General features: G+C 51.5%; 19 protein-coding genes. 9 read left to right on the top strand and 10 right to left on the bottom strand.

The genetic code is table 11. From position 1 onward, the window contains the following. The 5 genes from C5687_RS14900 (at nucleotide 1) to C5687_RS14880 (ending at nucleotide 10,030) form a co-directional block, all read left to right on the top strand. Nucleotides 1–2,709: a transglycosylase SLT domain-containing protein gene (locus tag C5687_RS14900; protein ID WP_104557217.1), complete on the top strand. Its 2,709-nt coding sequence runs from the start codon at nucleotides 1–3 to the stop codon at nucleotides 2,707–2,709. Then, nucleotides 2,709–5,600 carry a hypothetical protein gene (locus tag C5687_RS14895; RefSeq protein ID WP_104557216.1) on the top strand — a complete coding sequence of 964 codons (2,892 nt, stop codon included), beginning with the start codon at nucleotides 2,709–2,711 and terminating at the stop codon, nucleotides 5,598–5,600. Before C5687_RS14900 ends, C5687_RS14895 begins: the two co-directional genes overlap by 1 nt. A 64-nt stretch (nucleotides 5,601–5,664) precedes the next feature. Beyond that, complete coding sequence (locus C5687_RS14890) at nucleotides 5,665–6,006, top strand: hypothetical protein (protein WP_104557215.1); 342 nt, start codon at nucleotides 5,665–5,667, stop codon at nucleotides 6,004–6,006. Continuing rightward, nucleotides 6,003–7,613 carry a phage terminase large subunit gene (gene terL / locus C5687_RS14885; protein WP_104557214.1) on the top strand — a complete coding sequence of 537 codons (1,611 nt, stop codon included), beginning with the start codon at nucleotides 6,003–6,005 and terminating at the stop codon, nucleotides 7,611–7,613. The genes C5687_RS14890 and terL overlap by 4 nt, the downstream gene beginning before the upstream one ends. A gap of 20 nt (nucleotides 7,614–7,633) precedes the next feature. Further along, nucleotides 7,634–10,030: a phage tail fiber domain-containing protein gene (locus C5687_RS14880; protein WP_104557213.1), complete on the top strand. Its 2,397-nt coding sequence runs from the start codon at nucleotides 7,634–7,636 to the stop codon at nucleotides 10,028–10,030. 26 nt (nucleotides 10,031–10,056) lie between these two features. Here C5687_RS14880 and C5687_RS14875 read toward each other — a convergent pair whose 3' ends face one another. Genes C5687_RS14875 through C5687_RS14865 form a run of 3 tightly spaced genes read right to left on the bottom strand, consistent with a single transcriptional unit; the run spans nucleotide 10,057 to nucleotide 12,839 of the window. Further along, entirely contained in the window at nucleotides 10,057–11,559 is a 1,503-nt protein-coding gene (locus tag C5687_RS14875; RefSeq protein WP_146086283.1) for a hypothetical protein, read from the bottom strand. Between the two features lie 3 nt (nucleotides 11,560–11,562). Then, nucleotides 11,563–12,480, bottom strand: a complete 918-nt coding sequence (locus C5687_RS14870) for a glycosyltransferase family 2 protein (protein WP_104557211.1) — start codon at nucleotides 12,478–12,480, stop codon at nucleotides 11,563–11,565. Then, nucleotides 12,477–12,839, bottom strand: a complete 363-nt coding sequence (locus tag C5687_RS14865) for a GtrA family protein (protein WP_104557240.1) — start codon at nucleotides 12,837–12,839, stop codon at nucleotides 12,477–12,479. Before C5687_RS14865 ends, C5687_RS14870 begins: the two co-directional genes overlap by 4 nt. Before the next feature lie 149 nt (nucleotides 12,840–12,988). Here C5687_RS14865 and C5687_RS14860 point away from each other — a divergent pair, with 149 nt between their 5' ends. Genes C5687_RS14860 through C5687_RS14850 form a run of 3 tightly spaced genes read left to right on the top strand, consistent with a single transcriptional unit; the run spans nucleotide 12,989 to nucleotide 14,095 of the window. Continuing rightward, nucleotides 12,989–13,219 carry a class II holin family protein gene (locus C5687_RS14860; RefSeq protein WP_104557239.1) on the top strand — a complete coding sequence of 77 codons (231 nt, stop codon included), beginning with the start codon at nucleotides 12,989–12,991 and terminating at the stop codon, nucleotides 13,217–13,219. Next, entirely contained in the window at nucleotides 13,200–13,739 is a 540-nt protein-coding gene (locus C5687_RS14855; RefSeq protein ID WP_104557210.1) for a lysozyme, read from the top strand. Before C5687_RS14860 ends, C5687_RS14855 begins: the two co-directional genes overlap by 20 nt. Further along, the gene (locus C5687_RS14850) at nucleotides 13,736–14,095 is read left to right on the top strand and encodes a hypothetical protein (protein ID WP_104557209.1); all 360 of its coding nucleotides are present in this window, start codon (nucleotides 13,736–13,738) and stop codon (nucleotides 14,093–14,095) included. The genes C5687_RS14855 and C5687_RS14850 overlap by 4 nt, the downstream gene beginning before the upstream one ends. Before the next feature lie 797 nt (nucleotides 14,096–14,892). On the opposite strand, the gene C5687_RS14840 is transcribed toward C5687_RS14850, so the two are convergent. The 7 genes from C5687_RS14840 to C5687_RS14810 form a co-directional block, all read right to left on the bottom strand. Continuing rightward, entirely contained in the window at nucleotides 14,893–15,372 is a 480-nt protein-coding gene (locus C5687_RS14840; RefSeq protein ID WP_072049076.1) for a DUF2778 domain-containing protein, read from the bottom strand. Next, entirely contained in the window at nucleotides 15,369–15,851 is a 483-nt protein-coding gene (locus C5687_RS14835) for an Hcp family type VI secretion system effector (RefSeq protein WP_059385035.1), read from the bottom strand. Before C5687_RS14835 ends, C5687_RS14840 begins: the two co-directional genes overlap by 4 nt. A 153-nt stretch (nucleotides 15,852–16,004) precedes the next feature. After that, entirely contained in the window at nucleotides 16,005–16,721 is a 717-nt protein-coding gene (locus C5687_RS14830) for an ABC transporter ATP-binding protein (RefSeq protein WP_045285642.1), read from the bottom strand. Further along, nucleotides 16,718–17,593 carry an ATP-binding cassette domain-containing protein gene (locus tag C5687_RS14825; protein WP_094919074.1) on the bottom strand — a complete coding sequence of 292 codons (876 nt, stop codon included), beginning with the start codon at nucleotides 17,591–17,593 and terminating at the stop codon, nucleotides 16,718–16,720. Before C5687_RS14825 ends, C5687_RS14830 begins: the two co-directional genes overlap by 4 nt. Then, nucleotides 17,590–18,864: a high-affinity branched-chain amino acid ABC transporter permease LivM gene (gene livM / locus C5687_RS14820; protein ID WP_104557208.1), complete on the bottom strand. Its 1,275-nt coding sequence runs from the start codon at nucleotides 18,862–18,864 to the stop codon at nucleotides 17,590–17,592. Before livM ends, C5687_RS14825 begins: the two co-directional genes overlap by 4 nt. A gap of 11 nt (nucleotides 18,865–18,875) precedes the next feature. Then, the gene (locus C5687_RS14815) at nucleotides 18,876–19,790 is read right to left on the bottom strand and encodes an ABC transporter permease subunit (protein ID WP_104557207.1); all 915 of its coding nucleotides are present in this window, start codon (nucleotides 19,788–19,790) and stop codon (nucleotides 18,876–18,878) included. Between the two features lie 99 nt (nucleotides 19,791–19,889). After that, nucleotides 19,890–21,011, bottom strand: coding sequence for a branched-chain amino acid ABC transporter substrate-binding protein (locus C5687_RS14810; protein ID WP_104557206.1), 1,122 nt, complete (start codon nucleotides 21,009–21,011; stop codon nucleotides 19,890–19,892). Between the two features lie 425 nt (nucleotides 21,012–21,436). Here C5687_RS14810 and C5687_RS14805 point away from each other — a divergent pair, with 425 nt between their 5' ends. Continuing rightward, complete coding sequence (locus C5687_RS14805; protein WP_025760173.1) at nucleotides 21,437–22,105, top strand: YecA/YgfB family protein; 669 nt, start codon at nucleotides 21,437–21,439, stop codon at nucleotides 22,103–22,105. The last annotated feature ends 14 nt before the right edge of the window (nucleotides 22,106–22,119 follow it).

Raw genomic sequence — 22,119 nt, 5'->3', positions numbered from 1 at the left:
GTGAGAATTCCAACGGGTAATTTTGGCAATGCTACGCCGCAGGCTAATCCGACCCGGGTCGGGGTCAGTAATGTTGGCCAGATAGGTAATGCTGTAGCCGGGCTGGGGGCTGCTTTGGGCCAGACTGTGGATGATTTACAGCGTACACAGGATAAAGCTGATGTAGCAGCTACCCAGGCGATACTTTCTGATCTCACTTCGAAATCTACTGACCGCTGGGAAAACCCTGAGACCGGCGCGCTGATAACCCGGCAGGGATTCAAATCTTCCGGTGTTGGTCTGGATATGGATAAGCTGGATTCATCCGACTATGAAGAAGCCCGCAAGCGCGTACCACAGAGCCAGTTACAGTATTTTGACGCGCAATGGAAAGCGGGTCAGATCCAACGTCTCAGCACCTATAACACCTTTGAACGCGCACAGACAGCGGCCGCACAACAAAGTCAGTTTGAAACAACTGTTAAATCCTCCGTTCAGCAGGAAGCCAGTGCATACGATGACCCTCAGGCGGCAGCGCTGGCGCGCAGTGCGCGTAAACATTCTATTGAGCTTTACGGTCAGGCACAGGGATGGTCATCAGAGCAGATTGCGCAGGCTATTACCTCTGCGGATTTAAATGCAATGGAGCAGCGTGCGCAGAACTATGCCGTCTCTAACCCTCAGGGGTGGCTCGCGGGTGATTTTCCGATGAAAGATACTGGCGCTCTGGATATGCGCGCTATCGGGATCGTTGAATCCGGCGGAAAGCATTTCAACGCTGACGGCAGTATTATCACCTCTCCAGTCGGTGCACAGGGAAAATACCAGCTGATGCCGGACACGGGCAAAGAGCTGGCGGCGAAGCGCGGTGTTGAATATAACCCGGCAGACGAAGAGCAAAATGCCCTGCTGGCGAGCGATTACGCAAATCAGCTTTACGGTAAATATGGCTCTGAAACTCTGGCAGGTGCTGCATATAACTGGGGTATGGGTAACGTTGACAAACTGATCGCGAAAGCCGGAGACCCACGAAAAGGCGAAATATCCGAGGCTGATTTTATTCGGCAGCTACCTGCTGAAACTCGCGGGTGGCTGGCCCGGTACCGTAAAAATAAAACCGGTCTCGATCCTGTCTCCGTTTATAAAATCGACAATATAGCCCAATCACAGATTGATGAGCAGCGTAAAGCGCTACGTGATCAGGTCGACCCCATTTACAACAACAGCCTTGCGCAGTTACAGAATGGGGAAGTACCTGACGCAATGTTGAATTCCGGCACAATAATGCGGGCCTATGGAGAGCAGGGGGCTCAGAAGGTTCGGGCCATGGAGATTGCACTTGATAATGCCAAAACCTTCCAGGCGATACAGTACGTATCCCCGGAACAGCAGCAGGCAGAAATCGCAAAGTTAAAGCCTCAGGCAAATGACCCTGATTATGCGCTCAAGCTCGATGCGTATGGCAAGCTCGGCGCGCTGGTCCAGAAAAGCAATGAAGCGATACAGGCGCAGCGTGATACCCGTCGTTTTAATGAAGCGCTGTCTATGGGCGAGAAACTCGACCCTACCAATAAATCCATGCAAAAAGCCGCCGACTCCACGCCAACGGCGCAAAACTTCCGGATTAACGACGCCACCACCCATGACGGGATTGTGCAGCAGGTGGCCCAGACCGGGATTATTCCTTCGCAGGTAACCACCCAGTTATCGGCGATTTCCCGCGCGCGCAGTCCTGAGGCGGTCCGTCAGGGTGCTGAGTTATTTAATCGCCTCTATGACACGGATCCCGCGTCTGTTGGCGACATGCCAAAGGATATGCAGGGATTTTATCTCACTGTTAAACAGCTTACCGATTCTGGCATGGCATCCGAAACCGCTATCGAGCAGGCGCACAATCTGACCTACAACCAGACCGATGCGCTCAAAGCGCAACTGGCATCAACCCAGAGCACCAAGGAGTACAAAAAAGACCGCAGCAAGGCGATGGATTCCGCCGTGAGCAGTATGTCTGGCTTCTTTAGCTGGGGAAATCCATCAGCCGATGACCAGACCCCTGAGGCTGCAAGGTTCCGCAATGACTACCAGTCATTGTATGACATCAACTATCGCACCACCGGCGGTAATGCGGATGCGGCCAAAAAAATGACCAACCAGCAGATCGCCCGCACATGGAGTATCAGCGAGGTTAACGGTGATGCAAAGCTTATGAAGTACGCGCCAGAGGCGCTCTATAACTACGGTCCGTCAGGCTGGCAGGCTGCACAGTGGAAAGAAGAAAAAGAAAGCCTGATGTATGGTGATCGCAAGGGCGAGATCACCACCAGCCCAGCGCAACTTGGGATCACCTCCGGTAGCGCTGCACCTGTTACCAGCAAAACGCCGGAATCGCGTATTGGCGGAGAGCTGGAGATAACTCCTGATGTACTGACGGCCCGCAATGGCGATTACGCCATCATGGTGCGGACAAAAGATAAGGATGGTATTGAAGCTGTACAGCCGTTCTACGATTCGTACGGCAGGCCGATGCGCTGGAAACCGTCACTGGAAGAGTGGGCGCCCTACAAAAAAATGCAGGAAGAGCGTGAAGAACACGATCGTAATGAGCTGCAGCGCGGTCAGGACATTCGCGGGTTCAAAGATAAACACCGTGCGCTCGACGAACAATATAAGCGCCTGCACAACGAGCGTATGGACAGGGTTAAAAATTACTTTTCGTGGAGCACTGAATAATGCCGGTATACGCCACTCCTGAAGAACTGAATAACGGATTCACTCCGGCGGGTAACGTCCTGGCGGCACCCTCCGGGTTTGATGTCCCCCTGCCTGAAGGTACCAACCCAGCACCTCAGCAGGATGAACCGTCTGTGTGGGGCGCAGCATTTCGCCAGAATAATCTGCTGGGTCAGATGTTCCGCCCCGCGAAGCAGTTCGAACCCGTAGACGGGTATAACCCTTATGCTGATAAAAACGAGCTGCACGGGTACGAACAATGGGGATCCGCCTTTGCTGACTCCCGCTCGCCGGAAGAAACCGCCTGGCTGAAACAGCAGATCGACGACGAAAACGAGGACCGTCGGGTACTTTCCGAGGCTGGTGGGGAGGGGGTTCTTGCCAGCATTGCCGCCGGGGTTGTCGACCCGGTTACAGTTGCTTCGATGTTCATCCCCGGCGCTCAGGGTGGTGCAGTGGCCCGCATTGCATCACAGGCTGCAATCGGTGCAGCTGCAACAGCAGCGAGCGAGGTTGTGCTGAATAATCAGCAGATAACACGCACGTGGGGTGAAAGCGCCTCCCACGTCGCAGCGGGTGCGTTGATGAGCGGCGTATTCGCTGCTGCCGGGGCTGCGTTATCGCCATCTGTTCGCACTGCGGCCACGCGCGAAGTAGCTGACGCACTCGATAATATGAGCATCACGTCAGCGACGGACACGGCAGCTGCTTCGCTTCCCGAAGGTGGCAGCGTCGGCGCGGCGCGAATCAGTGAAGCCACGCTCGAGGATCTCACCCCGGCAGCAGGCGGTCCGGTCGGCAAACTGGCACGTAAGGCAGGCAGCTATCTGACACCGTTCACCCGTCTGATGGAGTCTCCGTCGAAAACCTCCCGCCGCACCGCGCTTGAGCTGGCAGAGAATAACTACACACTGCAGGGTAATGCCCGCGGCATTGAGACCCCCATCGCGGCAGAAACCCGCGTTCGAGGGTGGCGTCGTGAAGAGGCGGCCGTCGTGGTGACGAACAAGCAGGCCTACAGCCAGTATAAAGCCGCTGGCGGTGATCTGAGTTTTTCCCAGTTCCGCGAGGAAGTCGGTAACGCCATGCGCAGCGGCGATGTGCATGCTAACCCGGTGGTGCAGGAAGCGGCGCAGGCAATGCGCACCGTTGTTAACCGGGTGAAAGTGGCGCAGCAAAAGCTTGGCCTGCTGCCGCCTGACGAGGAGCTTAAAGCCATCGGTCAGGAGAGTTATTTCCCGCGCGTCTACAAAGTCGGCAAGATCGTCAACGAGCGTGATAAGTTCCGCGACATGCTGGTCGACTGGTGGTCGCGCGGTGAGAAAACCATGTCCCGTGAAGAGGCTGAAATTACTGCTGACGCCACGATCAATAAAATCGTCGGTGCAAAAATTCCGCAGGATTTTGCAAATGTCTTTATGGTGAAAGCGGCGGGTAGCACCCGGTCGCGTACGCTCAACGTTCCCGATCGCCTGATGAAAGATTATCTGGAGAGCGACGCCAACTATGTGCTGCAACGTCACATTCGTGAAGCATCGGCAGAGGTTGAGCTGACGCGTGCATTTGGTAACAAATCGCTGGAGAAGCAGCTCAAGGATATTCAGGACGAATACGATGCGCTGATGCGCCAGAATCCCAAAGACCAGGCAAAACTGGCGAAAGCCCGCGATAACGACATCCGGGATATCACAGCGTTGCGCGACCGTCTGGCGGGTACCTATGGCATGCCGGACGATCCCTCATCATTTTTCGTACGTGCCGGTGCGTTCCTACGTAGCGCTAACTTTGTCACTAAGCTGGGCGGAATGACCGTTTCCGCTATTCCTGATCTCGCGCGCGGTGTGATGGTTAACGGCTTTGGGAACACAATGCGCGGTTACTCAGCGCTGATCACCCGCTCACCGGCATTCAAGGCAAGCCGTGCCGAACAGTTAAAAATGGCTGTCGGGCTGGAAACCATCCTGCATACCCGTGCGCGTACGATGGGTGACCTTGTGGACAGTTCCGCCCGTACAACGGCAGTGGAGGCGGGTATGGAGCGTGTTACCGATGCGTTCGGCAAGCTCACACTGATGGGCCACTTCGACGATATGAACAAATCGGTAAACGGTATGATCACGTCCGATGGCATTCTCTCCGGCTCGTTCGCCGGTCGCCGCCTGGCTAAGCTCGGCATTAACGACAATATGGCCGCGCGTATTCGCAGCGAGTTCGAAAAACACGGTGAGGTAATCAACGGCTGGCATATCGGCAATTTTGAAAGATGGGACGATCAGCACGTTGCTGGCGTTTTCCAGTCGGCGGTGCTAAAAGATGTGAACAACACCGTTATCACGCCAGGTATAGGCGATACACCACTCTGGGCCAGTACGCCGCTGGGTAAAACCATCTTCCAGTTTAAATCGTTCGCTACCGCGTCCTATAATCGCGCTACGCTGGGCGGCCTGCAGGAGGGAACCGGTCAGTTTTATTACGGTACCGCTTTTCAGATTGGGCTCGGCGCGCTGACTTACGCGCTTAAACAGTCGGCAAATGGCAAAGAGGTTGACTGGTCGCCGAATAAGCTGGTACTGGAAGGTGTTGACCGCTCCGGTATTCTCGGCCCGCTGATGGAATATAACAATATGGCGGAAAAGGCATCCGGCGGTATGGTGGGGCTGGGGGCTTTGCTCGGTACCGGAACGCAGTCACGTTATGCCAGCCGCGGCTTTATCGGCTCTGCGCTTGGCCCAACGTTCGGCCTGCTCGATACCATTACCGATGTGACCGCTGGTGTGCTCAATGGTGATGCCGGCGATCGGGTGCTGCATAACGTGCGCACGTTACTGCCGGGTAACAATCTGTTCTGGATTGTGCCGCTGATAAATCAGGTCGACCCCGGCATGCGGTAATCGGTCGGGATTCCGACCTCTGGACTGTTCCATCATAGCCCTGTATTCACTACGGGGCTTTTTTATGCATCAGGATTACAAAACACGCCTTACCGCACTGAGCGATAAACTCACCGACGTGGTGCTCGAAGAAGCCGATCCGGATAACTGGGCGGGGGCGGGGAAGAGACCGAGCGAGCTGACCAAAGACGAACGCGGCGACCGCTACTGGGACAAGAAAAACGCAGCGGCATCGCTGACGCTGCTGATTAAAGTGCATTCTCTTATTGGTATGCAGACGCGCGGCGGTACGCCTTCTGATAACCCCGGGCAGGATGATGAAGCTTTTGCGCTGGGTCAGCAGGTATCGAAGGCTGAGCGTGAAGCGGCCGCAATTATTGAGCGTCTGCAGAAAGGGAAAAAATGATTTCGTTCCTCGCCTTCTTTCTAATGTGGGCGGAGCGAATGAACTGGGACGTTCCAGACTGCCACTATCAAGCCTGCCACTGGCTGGAGCATCGCGGCAACCTCGCGGTGCTTCGCTGTTTCCGTGGTTTCGGTAAATCAACCATCCTTGCGGTCTATAACGCCTGGCGATACTACTGCGATCGTCAGTACCGTATTTTGCACCAGTCTGAATCCGACGGTACCGCGTACAAAACCAGCCGAGATACGCAGAACGTTCTGCGCAACCATCCTTTGACCAAAGGCATGTTACCGGACGGGCAGGGCACGGTAGAGCAGTGGTGGGTCAATGGTGCGCTGGATTTACGTAACGGCAGCATGTACGCCAAAGGCATTCTTTCTAACGTTACCTCCGCCCGAGCTAACGAATGTCAGAACGATGACGTAGAGGTGCCCCGTAATATCCAGACGCCGGAGGCGCGTGAAAAGCTGCGCTATCGCCTTGGTGAGCAAACGCACATCCTGATCCCCGGTGGTCGCAAGCTCTACATTGGTACGCCGCACACGCATGACAGCCTTTATGATGAGGTGGAGTCTATGGGCGCTGACTGTCTTACCATCCGGCTGTTTGAGAAAGAAAAACGCATAGAGGCGAAAGACGCAACGCAGCTGCGCTACGAGTTATCTTTCCGGCCGGAATATGTTTTCGCCGGGATCCATAAAAGTGCCCGTCTGCTGGTGGAAGATGTCGACTACAAAATTACGGCAAGCAGCGTTGAGTTCGCGGCCGCACCGGACACGGTTATCGATTTTTATGCAGACTGCGCCTGGCCTGAACGGTTCACCCGTGAAGAAATGGAGAACCGCCGCAAAGAAACCCGCACGATTAACGAGTGGGATAGCCAGTATCAGCTACACAGTAAACCTGTCGGAGACGTTCGCCTCGACCCTGACCGCATCCGGGAATACAACATTCATCCTCAAATTCGCTATGCGAACCGTACGGCTTCGCTGTGGCTGGGTAACGTGCAAATCGTTGGTGCGGTCGCCTGGTGGGATGTGGCAACCGGTAAAGTTAAGGCCGACGCCTCGGCGTTTTCTCTGATACTTACCGACGCACGCGGCCACCTGTACTGGCATGTCTGCCAGGAGCTTACGGGAGAGCTGGCGGAATTCGACGATAACGACAAAATTACCGGCGGGCAGGTAGCGCAGATTAAAGAGCTAGTGCTCCGATACCAGATCCCGGTTGTATGTGTTGAGGTAAACGGCCCCGGCAGCTTCGCCGGTAAGTTATTGCGTCAGGCGCTTAAGGGTACCGGCTGCGGCGTCAGGGAGGAGTTCAGCGTCACCAATAAACAAAAACGCATCCTTGATGCGTTTGAAGCGCCGCTGTCGTCGCGATTCCTGTGGGCGCATACTGACGTGCTCGACGGCCCTGTGTACGACCAGATGCGTGACTTTAACCCGGCGCTGACCAACCAGCCGGACGACTTTATAGACTCTGGCGCGGGAGCGATTAGTCAGACTCCAGTACGCATAGGGAAAGTGGTCGGGATTCCGACCGGGCAGTCGCGCGAACATTGGCAGTTAAGTGACGGAGACCATGAGGTCGAGGTCGATTACTAACCCTGCCGGAGGTTCACGCTATGTCGGTGCCCAATCAGACGCCCTATATTATTTATAACGCCAACGGTCTGACGACCGTTTTTCCTTTCGAATTTTACGTCATTAACCCTGGTGATATTCAGGTCACGATTAATGGTGCAGTTGTTACCAGTGGGTTTAGTGTTTCAGGGGCGGGGAACGTCGGTGGCGGGGATGTCATCTTTATTACACCGCCGGTCAGCGGCGCTGTGGTGATGCTGGAGCGTGTTGTGCCGACGTATCGTTTGACCGACTACCAGGACAATGGCGATCTACTGGCTGACACGGTAAACAAGGACTTTGATCGCCTGTGGATGGCTATCCAGCGCTTGTTTATTTATTTAGGGCTGGCGCTCCGTCGACCTCTCTTTGGTGGTCCCTACAACGCGGAAGGGTATCGTATTTCAGGTCTGGCCGATCCGTTAAACGCTCAGGATGCTGCAACTAAAAATTACGTTGATAACGTGGGTCTGGTCCGCGCTTTGCGCGTGCCAGAGAGCTACGTCGATGTTCTGCCAGCAGCTGACCAGCGTGCTAACCAGCTGCTGGCGTTCAATGCCTCTGGGCAGCCAATAACCGTATTGCCTGCTTCGGGTTCTGCTTCTGATGTCATGATCGAGCTCGCCAAACCAACCGGGTCTACTCTAGTCGGGGGCTCTGTGTATGTCGTCAACTTCTTTGCAGATGCCAAAACGGCGAAAGCAGGGCAGTCAAAGTACATCATGACGCGTGGGCACCATACGCTCGGTGTTGGTGCTGCGACATATTTTAGTGATGGCACAACTGGTGCGCCATCAACTGGCAATGAGCTCAAGTTTTACGATGCAACTGGAAATGGATGGTACCTTCGCCACGACGGAACCATTGATTGTCGTCAATTCGGCGTTGTGGCTGATGGTAGTGATGAGACAACAAAGTTGCAATTATGGTTAGATTGCTGCGCTCAATCTGGGGCCGAAGCGTATATTCCCGTAAATGTTTCCCCATCTGCTGCTGGATTAATTTGTACCTCGCAACATAATGGTTTGAAATTCAAATGGCATGGGTATGTTAAGCACTGGGGAGATGGAACAAAGCCTGCCACTGTTGTAGATTCATGGGACCCTTCATCTGGATATGTTCTTTACCTGAAAGAAGTAAGTGACCTCACTGGAGAGATAAGAATTGATGGTGTAAGGACATCTAAGATAGCCGATGAACACATCCATAATATACATTCCTATGGCGGGAAAAATCACGTATTGTCATTATTTTTCAAAGAAACAAGAGGTGATGGAATTTATCTTAATGCAGCGCATGGTAACCAAGATTCAACACCTCCATCAAACATGACATATCCATTAGTAGAGAGCGTAAACTCTGACTATGACGGTAGAAATGCGATGAGCATTATTTGCGCGGATGGCGTTTCCATAGGCACATTTGTTTCGTATAAGCATGGTGGACGCATTGGCACGGTTATGCAGCCAGGTGGTTTGGATATTGAACCAAATTATAGCTACCAGCCATGTACTAACATCCAGATTGATAGCTATTACTCTCGCTCATGTGGAACAGGTTTTACTATTTTTGGTAAGGTAAATACTGGGAATATGGTTGTTAGAAACATCTCTATTTCGAAGATGGAAATTGTGATGGAGTATATTTCTTCAAATAACAATAAACTGCGTGGATCGCTTCTTATGGGTGCTGATGGTTTGTACATAGGATCATCACATATTCGATGCTTATCAAATTACACTGCAAACTCTCCGATTGGTGCTCAAATTGATGCCTGTTATAATGCAGATATCAATATTTCTACTGAGCGGTTTTATCAGGGAGCAGCAATTGGCATCAAGGCATGGACTGAGGTTGGAGGTATTGCCAGGATTGTAAATTCAAAAATATCTGTAACCCCTAGGATATTTCAGCGAGGCGCAGTGATAGGTGATGTTAATGGCCTTGATTTTGTTTTGCGCGCTTTCACCCCTACATTGATGTCAGTTGGTAGCGATGTAGGGCTGGTTCAAACTATTCAGAGTGATGGTTTAGGTTCCTCTACATTTATAAAATCAGCCCGTCTATCAGTATCAAGTGGTCATGGTGCTGCTATTACATGGGGTGTTTTCTGCGTAAACACAAACATTGATCGTGAGACGTGCATAATTCATGATTCCGACTTATCTAGTATCGTGCACAATGGTACGACAACCAATAGACTAATCTCCACGGCAAACTTCCAAAAGAGGAACATAGCCGGTGTAACGCCGAAAGGAGGTGGTGATACAATAACAGGCACTGCAATTTGGGGGGTAGGAGATGTGGTTAATGACAATACTACACCATCAGCGGGTGGTTACATAGGAAAGATATACACAGCATCAGGATGGAAAAATTACGGAGCCATAAGCGCATAAAAAAAGCCCCGAAAGGGGGCTTTAATTCAAAATGGAATACCATCATCATAAACTAGAATAGTCATTTTTTTAAATGTGAGCACTTCACTGGCGTAACCATAGCGCTCCTGTATACCAATGACGCACTTTTCTACGTCTGAACATTCTCTACCTTTAGATATAGCGAAGAATTGTCTCTTCGGAAGAGCATTTAGGAATTCTTCGGTATGCCATGATCGCATTGTTTGCCACCTCACTGCATATGGGTCCAGCCTATATCCATCACGAATGAATATAGGGAATATCTTTACATCCCCTCGACTAAGCCAGTTAACAGTCATTGACTTATCCCAGAAATCACCGAAACCATATTGCAAGTCATGTTTCTTTAAGAAATCAATGTATTGATTATTCTCAGTTATTACACCTTTCGCCCACCACTTTTTCGTTTCATACGAGTTTATGGATGTAACAGCAAATAGAATAGTTATTACTAATAGTAACCTACTATATCTTCCCGATAGATTAATTGCTAGTATCGCGAATACACATGGAATTACGTTTACAAAAAAACGTGGTGGGCCTGGGAAAGACGAATTATTGCTTATAATGTATGAAGACACAATTCCGAGCAAAGAAAGGAATAATGTAATTGTTACATATCTCTTAATTCCACCACTTATCCATCCAATCCAAACAGAAATAAGTACCAAAAACAACATTACAAAGAACGAAGCAATATAAAATATATTGCCTTTCATTACGGAAATATTTATTGTTTCCCCTATCAATATTATTGAGCCATAAATGTTCTGCAACATCATACTGATATCAACAATTTCAAACTTTTGTATGTCGAAGCCCATCAGAATAGGCAAAACATGAGTAATTGATAATCCAAAAAAGGCGGCCATTACACAAAGATGAGATACTCTCCTTTCCTTTGAAAGGAATAGGTAGATCTCAACAAGAAGTATTGGCATAAAGAATGTAGGTGCGATCCACATATCAGATGAGTTCGCAATCAAACCTATAACGGCTATTATCGTTGTTATGTAAATGCTGTTCTTTGATAGGTTTTTGGTAAACAGCAACAACATTAGAAATCCATACGCAGCAGTTGAATAATGCGCAAATGGATGAGCAACAAACCCATCAGTTAACATTATCTGAGGCAATAATGTAGTTCCTACGATAACCGAAACATAGCTCCACTTTCCATTTGATATTTTAGATATCTCAGAAGAAAACAATGTAACTAGTGCTGCAAATAATATAGTAGAAATCAGCAACGGAATTACACCATCATCTCCTAGCAAAAAGAATATTGCGAAGTTAATTGGGTATACAGTAAAATACCAATTATCTGGAGTGGGTCTCCAGTCAAAAAAAGAAGACGCTCCCTTATCTAAAAACTCTCTCCATACTAATGGACTATTGGCATAATCAGAGTTTATTGGAAAGTATCTTGATATTATAAATGCCAAGAAAGAAAAAGAAATAGCATACATAATAATGGATGTGATTTTATTGTTTCTATTGTAATTCATAACTTAATTACCCTTTTTAATTATGTAACGAGGTCTGTGTTTAACCTCCACATAAATCCTGCCAATGTACTCGCCAAGAACGCCAATCCCGATCAACTGGACGCCACCGAGGAAAAGAATGGAAACCAGTAGAGAAGGATAGCCTCTAACATCGTTTCCGAAAGCCAGTGTATCGACAATCATCCAGGCGCCGTACAAGAAAGCAACTCCCGCTACAATCAGACCAATATACGTCCACACGCGTAACGGAAAGGTAGAGAAGCTGGTGATCCCTTCAAGTGCAAGGTTCCACAACTTCCATCCGTTAAACTTCGTGCTGCCGGCCACTCGTTCTGCTCTGGCATATTCCACGACATCAGTGCGGCCGCCCACCCAGCTCAAAACACCCTTCATGAACAGGTTACGTTCTGGCATGAGCTTAATGTTCTCTACGACCTCGCGAGACATCAGGCGGAAGTCGCCAACGTTTTCCTCGATCTTTGGATTGCTGATTTTGTTGTGCAGTTTGTAGAACCACTCGGCGGTCTTGCGTTTCAGTCTTCCATCGGTAGAGCGATCAGAGCGTTTAGCCAGAACCATATCGGCTCCGCCCTGCCATTTTTCAATCAGGTGCGGAATAACTTCGATCGGGTCCTGCAAATCAACGTCAATAGGGATGATTGCTTCACCTGTAGCGTGATCAAGGCCGGCGAACAGAGCGGGCTCTTTACCGAAGTTTCTTGTAAATGACAGAGGGACCACAAGCGGATCGGCAATAGCAAGCGCGTTTATAATTGACTCTGTCGCGTCTTTACTGCCGTCATTGATGAATACTATCTCTACTTCATGCTGCTGAAGCCCTTCAAATTCCCGAACAGTTTTATAAAAAATAGGTATCGCGTCTTCTTCGTTAAAGACGGGAACAACCAGAGAAATTTTCATTTCGCATCCCTAAAGACAATGAACTTTGAATAAATAAAACCGCACACCAGACTGATGGCGGAGAAAACAATCAGAGTCACGATCGGAACCATGCCGGACTTATCGGCAGCCCAACCAACAGCCGCGCTCAGCGAGCCCATGAATCCAACATAAAGCATGTAACGCATGGTTGTAGTGGAGGACTTGAACGTGAACCTGGCGTTTGCAAAGAAGCTGAATGACACCGCCACGACGAACCCGGCGAAGTTGCCAAGTGCCTGGCCTGTGTGAAATGCATATATGCAAATAGCGAACACAACCCAGTGAATGAGCGTGTTTATGACACCGATCGATGTGTACTTAGCGAAGAGCTTTAACATTATGAGAATCAGTCTATTCTGAAAGGCAAAGAGTTTAGCACTTGTCACTAACCTAATCGACCTCCTCTATATGGTCGGGATTCCGACCGGTCTCCACGCTTACCCTCGGCTCACACAAATATTTTCCCCACAGGGGGTGAGGCATGAGGATGAACAACCTATCAGACATAGCGGCAGGACTATCCTACGGCACATCTATTGGCAGCTTTGGGTACTGGCTGTTGCAACTACTCGATAAAGTGAGCCCCAGCCAGTGGGCTGCAATCGGCGTTCTTGCAAGTATTCTCTTTGGTTTACTGACGTATCTGACCAACCTGTATTTCAAAATCAAAGACGATCGTCGAAAAGAGGCCCGTGATAATGGCTACCAGCAAAACTAAACTCAGCGCAGCCATGCTATCCCTCATCGCCGCTGGCGCTTCAGCTCCTGTGCTGTTTGACCAGTTCATCAGCGAAAAAGAAGGCAATGCGCTGGTGGCCGTTGTTGATCCAGGTGGTGTCTGGTCTTTATGTCACGGCGTGACTGTCATCGATGGCAGGCGTGTTGTAAAAGGCATGACGGCCACAGATGAACAATGCCGCAAGGTTAACGCTATTGAGCGTGATAAGGCATTAGCTTGGGTTGATCGCAATATCAAAGTGCCTCTGACGGAGCCGCAGAAGGTAGGTATCGCATCCTTCTGCCCGTACAACATTGGTCCGGGTAAATGCTTCCCTTCGACCTTCTACAGGCGCATTAATGCAGGCGACCGCATAGGTGCATGCGAGGCAATCCGCTGGTGGATTAAAGACGGCGGCCGCGATTGCAGACTGACTAAAGGCCAGAAGAACGGTTGCTATGGTCAGGTTGAGCGCCGGGATCAGGAAAGCGCACTGACATGCTGGGGGATAGACCAGTGACCATTAAAGCAAAGCTGTTAGTGCTGGCCGTTCTGCTTGGGATGTTTGCTGGTACGTATCATGCTGGTTACCTGAAAGGCTGGTATGCGCACAGCGACAAGGTAAACAGCGAGCATACAGCAAAGAACAAAAAGGCTGAGAAAGCCGTCGCCACCGGGGAGCAGAAAGCGGCAGCGGCCAGCGCAGAGGGCAAGGTGATTTACCGGACCATTTACCGAGACGTGGTGAAATATGTTAACGACCCGAATCATATTAAGTGCGATTTTGACGATCACTCTGTGCAGCTGCGGCAGAGAGCAATCGACGCGGCCAACAATATCCCAGGATTTGATGAGCCCGCCGTGCAAGGCAAGTAACGCCGGGCGGGATAGCGACGAAGACCTGCAGGCGGACACTCAGACGACTGAGTGTGTGCGCGAGCTGCGGACAAACATCTATCGCTGGCAGGAGTGGTACAGGGCTACGGAATAGCGAATTTTTATTCATTATCCATTCCGAAGATGTGGAGAGAAATGGTTATAAGTGCATGTATTTTATGTGGTAAGTTTTTGAAGTATGTTCGGAAAAAATTTGTATCTTCTTGATTTTATTGTTTTTAACAACCAATTTAAAATCCCTCGGCGTTCGCGCTGTGTGGGTTCAAGTCCCACTCCGGGTACCATGGGAAACAAAGAATAATCAAAGCAATAAGCAGTGTCGTGAAACCACCGAAAGGTGGTTTTTTTGTGCCTGTTTTTGCCTTAATACGATTTGATTGGCATTTTTCCCAAGTTGTAATCTGGCTTTCTGAGGTTTGGATTTACAGAATCCCCTTTGACACAAAAGTCCTCTGAGCAAGCCCAGAAGACTTTTATCTTTTTCTCTCACCATCGCTACAACATGGTTTTTGAGGGTTGTGTTAAACGTTTTTTCTCCGAACGCTTTTGATGCACTATCGCTGCTATCCATATCAATATAGTCGTTAACATAATCGAAACGGTGAATAGAGTCAGCGTGTAGTAATCAAGAAAATCTTCCTCCAACACATAGCCATATCTTTTTACATACCAATCGTATATCTCCAGGTCCGGCAGAAAGAAACAAAGCACTGAATAAGACATGAAAAGCGTTGAGAGTTCTGCGAACCAGACAAGCAGACGTGAAAGAGGTTTCATCAATATACCTGTATCGTCCCGAACGCTTTCAGTTGGGCGGTAATCATTACTGGTGGAGATTTAACGAGTGCCCTCCAGAGGATCATATAGTCTGACAACGAAACAATTGAAATACATCCATCGCTGTTTCCATTATGGCCTGCGGGATGTAGGCGAAATGCTCCGCGCTCAACATCTCCAACAAGGGAAGTATCATCAATCCGATCATCTTCACGAAACAGGGCAAACCACAACTTGCGATCTGAACCACTTTCCAGGGATTTATAGAAATCATTCAGTCTGGTTTTCCATCCGCCGCGCGAACGGGCGACGATGTAGTACTTTCCCGGAGGAAGGGGACCCCTTTTGGATATTGCGATCGAGTCTGGGTTGTTCCTGTGCTTCCCTCTATTGCCTGAGTAGGCAGCAAAGAAACCCACCCCAGGACAACTTAACGAAGAGAGTTGCCCGTTATTGATATGAAAATAGCAACGAATCATCTGTCTGCCCACGAATCAGTAAATATGATATTTCCGTCGCAGTGCTTCCAGGTGATGCGTTCATAGCGCAAAGATATGCTTTCAAGATGATTGTGCTTTTCAGTGGCGGGATCTTTCACATCGTGCATGACGGGGCATACAGAAACTACTTTTACCCCTTCAAGAAACATATTGAAGTATTCAACTTCCTGCCCAGCATCGTTAATCCTGTACCATTTAAATTCAGCTGATTGTAACGTTTGCCCGTGCGCCACAGCTTTATAAAGATAGGGGCTTGATGAATCGAATTCTTTTTCAAAATGTAATGCGGAGTGAATTCGTGTACCTGTAATTTTGCCGGTTGCGCTATCAGTCGGAAGATGTAAACCATGCCCAAATCCAAGAACTTCAATACTACCTTCACGGTATTGGACATCGACAGACCCTTTGATGTTTGCGCCACCATCATCTTTAAGCCAAAGGTATGCGGGTATAGCCATTCTGAACGCTCCTTTTCAGTGAGTTTGACGTGATCGTCAGAGACTAATAAATCAACAAACTCAGGCTATCTCAAGGCATTGCGTGCTATACATTTTGTGAATATCTCATTGTTATTTATATCAAAATATTTTTAAAGGCTTCTTTGTATCAAATCACACCCCGCCCAGATACGCCTTCCTCACCTCCTGATTCCCCAACAGCTCCTCGCCGCTGCCGCTCAGGCGGATCTGGCCGTTAACCATCACATACCCACGGTCAGACAGCTTCAATGCATGGTGTGCATTCTGCTCCACCAGAAAAATGGTCATCCCGCTTTGGGCCAGCTCGCGCAGCGTCTGGAAAATCTGCTTCACGACAATGGGCGCTAAGCCCAGGCTGGGTTCATCCAGCAGCAGCAGTTTCGGACGGCTCATCAGCGCCCGGGCAATGGCTAACATCTGCTGTTCTCCGCCGGACATCGTCATCGCGCGCTGTTTACGCCGCTCTTTAAGACGAGGGAAGAGGTCAAACATGGTTTGCATATCGTCCACGGCAAACTGGCTGCCGATGGGGATGGTACCCATCAGCAGATTCTCTTCCACGGTCATATCGGGAAAGATACGTCGCCCCTCAGGTGCCTGGGCAATGCCGCCGGAGGCGACGTAGTGGGTGGATTTATGGCTGATATCTTCACCACCGAACAGGATCTGCCCGCTGCGGACGCGGGGCTGGCCAAAGATGGACATCAGCAGTGTCGATTTTCCGGCGCCGTTTGCGCCAATCAGCGCCACGGTTTCCCCTTTATTCACCTCCAGCGAAACCTGTTTCAGCGCCTGAATGACGCCGTAAAAAACGTCCACCTCGCGAAAGGCGAGCAGCGGTTCGCTCATAGGGTGACCTCGCTTTCATCCGTGCCCAGATAGGCGGCAATCACTTTTTCATCATGCTGGATCTGCTCGGGTTTTCCTCTCGCAATCACATCGCCGTGGTCGAGCACAATAATGTCGTCTGAAATCTCCATCACCATCCCCATATCATGCTCAATCAGTAAAACCGTGATGTCATGGCGATCCCGCAGAAAACGAATTATGCTGCTCAGCTTATGCGTTTCAACCGGGTTAAGCCCGGCGGCGGGTTCATCCAGGCAGATCATTTCCGGCCCGGTGCACATGGCGCGCGCAATTTCCAGACGGCGCTGCTGGCCGTACGACATCTCTCCCGCCAGGCGATTGGCACACTCCACCAGATCCACCACCTCCAGCCAGTAGAAGGCCCTGTCCAGGGCGTCGTTTTCCGCCCGGCGGTAGGCGGGGGTATTTAAAATCCCGGCAAGCAGATTGCGGTTGACGCGCATATGCTGCGCGACCAGCAGATTTTCGACGACCGACATCTCGCGAAAAAGGCGAATGTTTTGAAACGTGCGCGCGAGCCCTGCGCGGTTGACCAGGTGGGTTCCGCCAAACATTTTGTAGAAAAGACGTTGCCCGAACCTGGCAGGGTTAATCCAGTCGCCTGGCTGGAATTTCTGTCCGAGTACCTGAATGACGTTGGTCGTTTTACTGCGGGTATTAAATAAAATGTTGCCGCCTGAGGCTCTGTAGAAGCCCGTCAGGCAGTTAAACACGGTGGTTTTTCCCGCCCCGTTGGGCCCAATAAGGGCGGTGATTGATCCGCGCTGAACGTCCAGATTAACGTCATTTAGCGCCTTAATCCCGCCGAAGTGCATCATCAGGTGTTCAACGCGTAATATCGTTTCGTTCATGGCGCGACGCCCTTACGCACGGTATATCCGCTGCGGTTAATGCGGATTAACCCGCGAGGACGCCAGATCATCATCACTACCATCAGCATGCCAAACAGCAGGACGCGGTACTCAGCGAAACTGCGCAGCAGCTCTGGCGTCACCGTGAGCACAAAAGCGGCCAGCACTACGCCCAGCGTCGAGCCCATCCCGCCCAGCACGACGATGGCGAGGATCAGCGCGGATTCAAAAAACGTAAATGAGGTCGGATTCACGAACCCCTGGTAGGTGGCGAAGAACACCCCGGCAATGCCCGCGGTCGATGCGCCCAGCGTAAAGGCCGACAGCTTGACCAGCACATGATTCAGCCCCATTGAGCGACAGGCAATTTCGTCTTCCCGTAGCGCTTCCCACGCCCGGCCGATCGGCATTCGCGTCAGGCGGTGCTTGATATAGAGCACCAGCATCACCACCAGAAAGAGCACCGCGTAGATAAAGATAAATTTCATATTCGGGTTGTAGGTCAGGTGGAAAAACTCATGGAAGGGCACGCCCCCTTCTTTTGCCCGCCGACCAAATTCCAGACCGAAAAAGGTGGGGGGAGGGGCTGATACGCCATTGGGCCCACCGGTGAACCTCAGCCAGTTGTTCAGTATCAGGCGGATGATCTCCCCGAACCCAAGGGTGACGATGGCCAGATAATCCCCGTGCATGCGCAGCACCGGGAAACCGAGCAGGGCGCCGCTGGCGGCGGCCATGATTGCCGCCAGCGGCAGCATGCTCCAGAAGCCTAAGCCGAGATACTGGTACCCCAGCGCCAGACCGTACGCCCCAATTGCATAGAACGCGACATACCCCAGGTCCAGCAGACCGGCCAGACCCACGACGATGTTCAGCCCCAGACCGAGAAGAACGTAGATCAGCCCGAGAATGGCGACGGTCAACACATATTTGGTGGCGACAAACGGGAAGCAAATCGCAAGGGTAATGACCAGGGGAATAATCCAGCGCAGGCGGCTTTTGTACTCTGGCGGCCGGACATACACCCCCGCGCTGTCGGCCTCGAAGCGAGACTGGAAACGGGTGCCGGCAGGGGTAGCTAAAAAAGCGCTTAACAGAAAACGCCCCAACATCACGATGCCGACCATCCAGGCCAGACGCTGCCCGTCGAAGTTAAAGCTATATCCGTCCAGCACCACGCCCGCAATGGGACCGAAAATAATCAGCGCAATCAGCCCGGAAAAAATCGCGTCCAGGATGCAGCGTTTAAGAGAAAAAGCGTGCGATTCCATTTTATTCTCCCTCACACTTTGGCCACAATCGGGCGGCCAAGCAGCCCCTGGGGACGGAAAATCAGGATCATCACCAGCAGCCCAAACGAGAACACATCCTTATAGTCCGAGTTCACAATGCCGGAGAATTGCGCTTCCGCCACGCCGAGGATCAGACCGCCGAGCATCGCGCCGGGCAGGGAACCGATGCCGCCCAGTACCGCCGCCGTAAAGGCTTTAATGCCAATCACAAACCCGACGTAGAAATCAAAGGTGCCGTAATTCATGGTGATCAGCACGCCTGCCAGGCCAGCCATCGCCGCGCCGATAACAAATACCAGCGAAATGATCCGGTCGGTATTAATGCCCAGAATGGAGGCCATTTTACGATCCTGCTGCACTGCCCGGCACATTCGCCCAAGCCGGGTATGGTTGATTACCCAGGTGAGCACCAGCATGCCGGTAAACGAGGCGAGCAGAATAAATACCTTGGTGTAGGTTATCTGAACGAACCCATCGCCCAGATGCAGACGAATAACGCCGTCCAGCATGGTAGGAACCCCTTGCTGGCGCGGGCCCTGGCTTAGCTGGGCGTAGTTTTGCAGGATAAGCGACATCCCGATGGCGGAGATCAGCGGGGCCAGGCGCGTGGAGTTACGTAGCGGCTTATAGGCAATGCGCTCGATAGTCCAGCCGTATACGCCGGTGACCACAATGGTGAACACCAGCGTCCCGAGGATCAGCAGCGGGAACGACTGCAGACCGAAGAAGGAGAGCAGCGCCAGGCCAATGGCGCAAAGATAGGCAGAAATCATATACACTTCGCCGTGGGCGAAATTAATCATGCCGATAATGCCGTACACCATGGTGTAACCGATGGCGATTAAGCCGTAGACGGAACCCAGCGTTAAGCCATTGATCAACTGTTGCAGGAAGAATGTACTCATTTTAGCGCGCTCGTTTTATAGGCTGCGCGAGCCGCGCAGCCTGATGTTTATTACGCGCCGGCAGGCGTGCCCGCCGGCGTTGAGCGTGACTCCGTCCTGTTACTGCACTTCCTTATATTTTCCTTTGTCGTCCCACTGGTAAACCACATAGTCAGAGACCTTCAGGTCGCCTTTGCTGTCCCAGGCTTTTTTGCCCATCACCGTGTCGACGGAATTGGCTTTCAGCCACTCGCTGGCTTTCGCAGCGTCTTTGCCGCCGGTGGCCTTGAAGGCCGCCGCTATCGCCTGTACGGAGGCATAAGAGTAAAGGGTGTAACCTTCCGGCTCGAATTTACCGGCGCGGAATTTCTCGATAACCGCTTTACCGTCCGGGATCAGGCGCGGATCTTTCCCGAAAGTCATGTAAATGCCATTGGTGTACTGCGGGCCACCCGCCGCGGTCACCATCTCTTCGTTGACAATACAGTCCCCGGAGAAGAATTTGGCCTGTACGCCCTGTTCGCGCATCTGGCGAACCAGCGGGCCGGCTTCCGGATGACAGCCCCCGAAGAACACCACATCCGGTTTTTGCGCGCCAATCTTGGTCACCAGCGCGTTAAAGTCTTTCTCACCGCGCGAAAGCCCCTCGTACATCACATCCTGAACCCCGCGTTTCGCCAGCGCCGCTTTAGTGGCGTCTGCCAGACCTTGTCCGTAGGTGTCTTTATCGTGAATGATCACCACCCGTTTCGCTTTCAGCTTGTCGATGATGAAGTCGCTGGCTACCTGACCCTGCTGGTCATCGCGGCCGCACATGCGGAACATGTCGCTCATGCCGCGTTCGGTAATCAACGGGTTAGTCGAGCCCGGGGTGATGGCGATGATCCCCGCATCGCTGTAAACCTCGGAGGCGGGCATCGTGGAGGAGGAGCAGAAATGGCCGACCACGGCGTTGACTTTATCCTGGTCAACTAAACGGTTGGCGACGGCCACGGCCTGCTTAGGCTCGCAGGCGTCATCTCCCTGAACCAGTTTGATCTTCTCACCGTTGATACCGCCTGCGGCGTTAATGTCTTCAGCGGCCTGCGTTGCGCCGTGCCAGTACTGATCGCCGTAGGTGGCATTGGGGCCCGTGAACGGCCCGGCCACGCCAATCACGATATCTGCCCTGGCGGAAAACGCCGTCACCAGGCAACCGGCCAACACGAGAGAAAGCGGAGTTCTGATAAATTTCAGCGACATTATTATGTTCCTTAGCAAAGAGGTTTTTGCACCACGGCGTAAACCCGAACGCCCGACGGCGCAGCCAATCCAAAACACGAGCAAGAACAAAATGCACTAAACGAACGAGATACAGACGGCATCCTGCAGAGTACGGCGAGGTTTCCCTGCGCAGCATCGCGCGAAGAACACTAAGCAAAAACGTTGCCAGAATGGTTAACCCATTGACGGGCTTGTGACATGTTTGAGTATAGAGCGCCGCGTTATGCCGCCTTGCGGGACGAGAAGAAATTACAGCGGAGATCACATATCGTTAACAATAAAGCCCATAAGTTGTGCAAAGGTCACGATTTGCACGTTTTTGCGGCAATAAAGACCTAAACTTCAGCCCGGAGAGGCGTGAGAGATGTGTTAGGATCGTTTTCTTTTTATCAGGAGTGTCAGCGATGACTGAAGGCCCATTAAATGAAAGCGAAATGGCGTGGCTTGAAGAGACATTAATGTCTTACGGTCATGATGATGCGTCCGTGCTTGACGTGTCTGAACTGGACGGCATGCTTACCGCAGTGCTTTCCGGTCCTGTTGTCGTTGAGCCAGATACCTGGCTGGTGGCGGTATGGGGTGGTGAGAAGTACATTCCGCGCTGGAAAAACGACCGCGAGATGAACCGTTTTATCGATCTTTGCTTTAAGCATATGAACGATATTGCCGAACGCCTGAGCGAATATCCGGACCAGTTCGAACCGATGTTTGGCTATAACGACGTTGACGGTGAGACCTATACCGTGGTGGAAGAGTGGTGCTATGGCTACATGCGCGGCGTGGCGCTGACGGACTGGTCAGCCTTGCCGGACGAGCTAAAGGCCGATCTGGATGTGATTGCGCTGCACGGTAGCGAAGAGATCGGCGGCGAACTGGATGAGTTGACCGAAGAAGAATATGCAGCCAGCATTGAACGTATCCAGCCTGCGGCGCTGCGCTTGTATAACTACTGGGTCAACAACCCGCAGCAGCCGGAAGTGAAGAAGCCGATGGTAAATGGCACGAAGGTTGGGCGTAACGATCCGTGTCCTTGCGGCAGCGGAAAGAAGTTTAAGAGCTGCTGTCTGCACTGACAAAAAAGGGGCTA

It is taken from the genome of Enterobacter sichuanensis (assembly GCF_002939185.1).
Lineage (GTDB): Bacteria > Pseudomonadota > Gammaproteobacteria > Enterobacterales > Enterobacteriaceae > Enterobacter > Enterobacter sichuanensis.
Note: the sequence above shows the minus strand (reverse complement) of the source record. Positions and strands in the feature narration are given on the sequence as shown.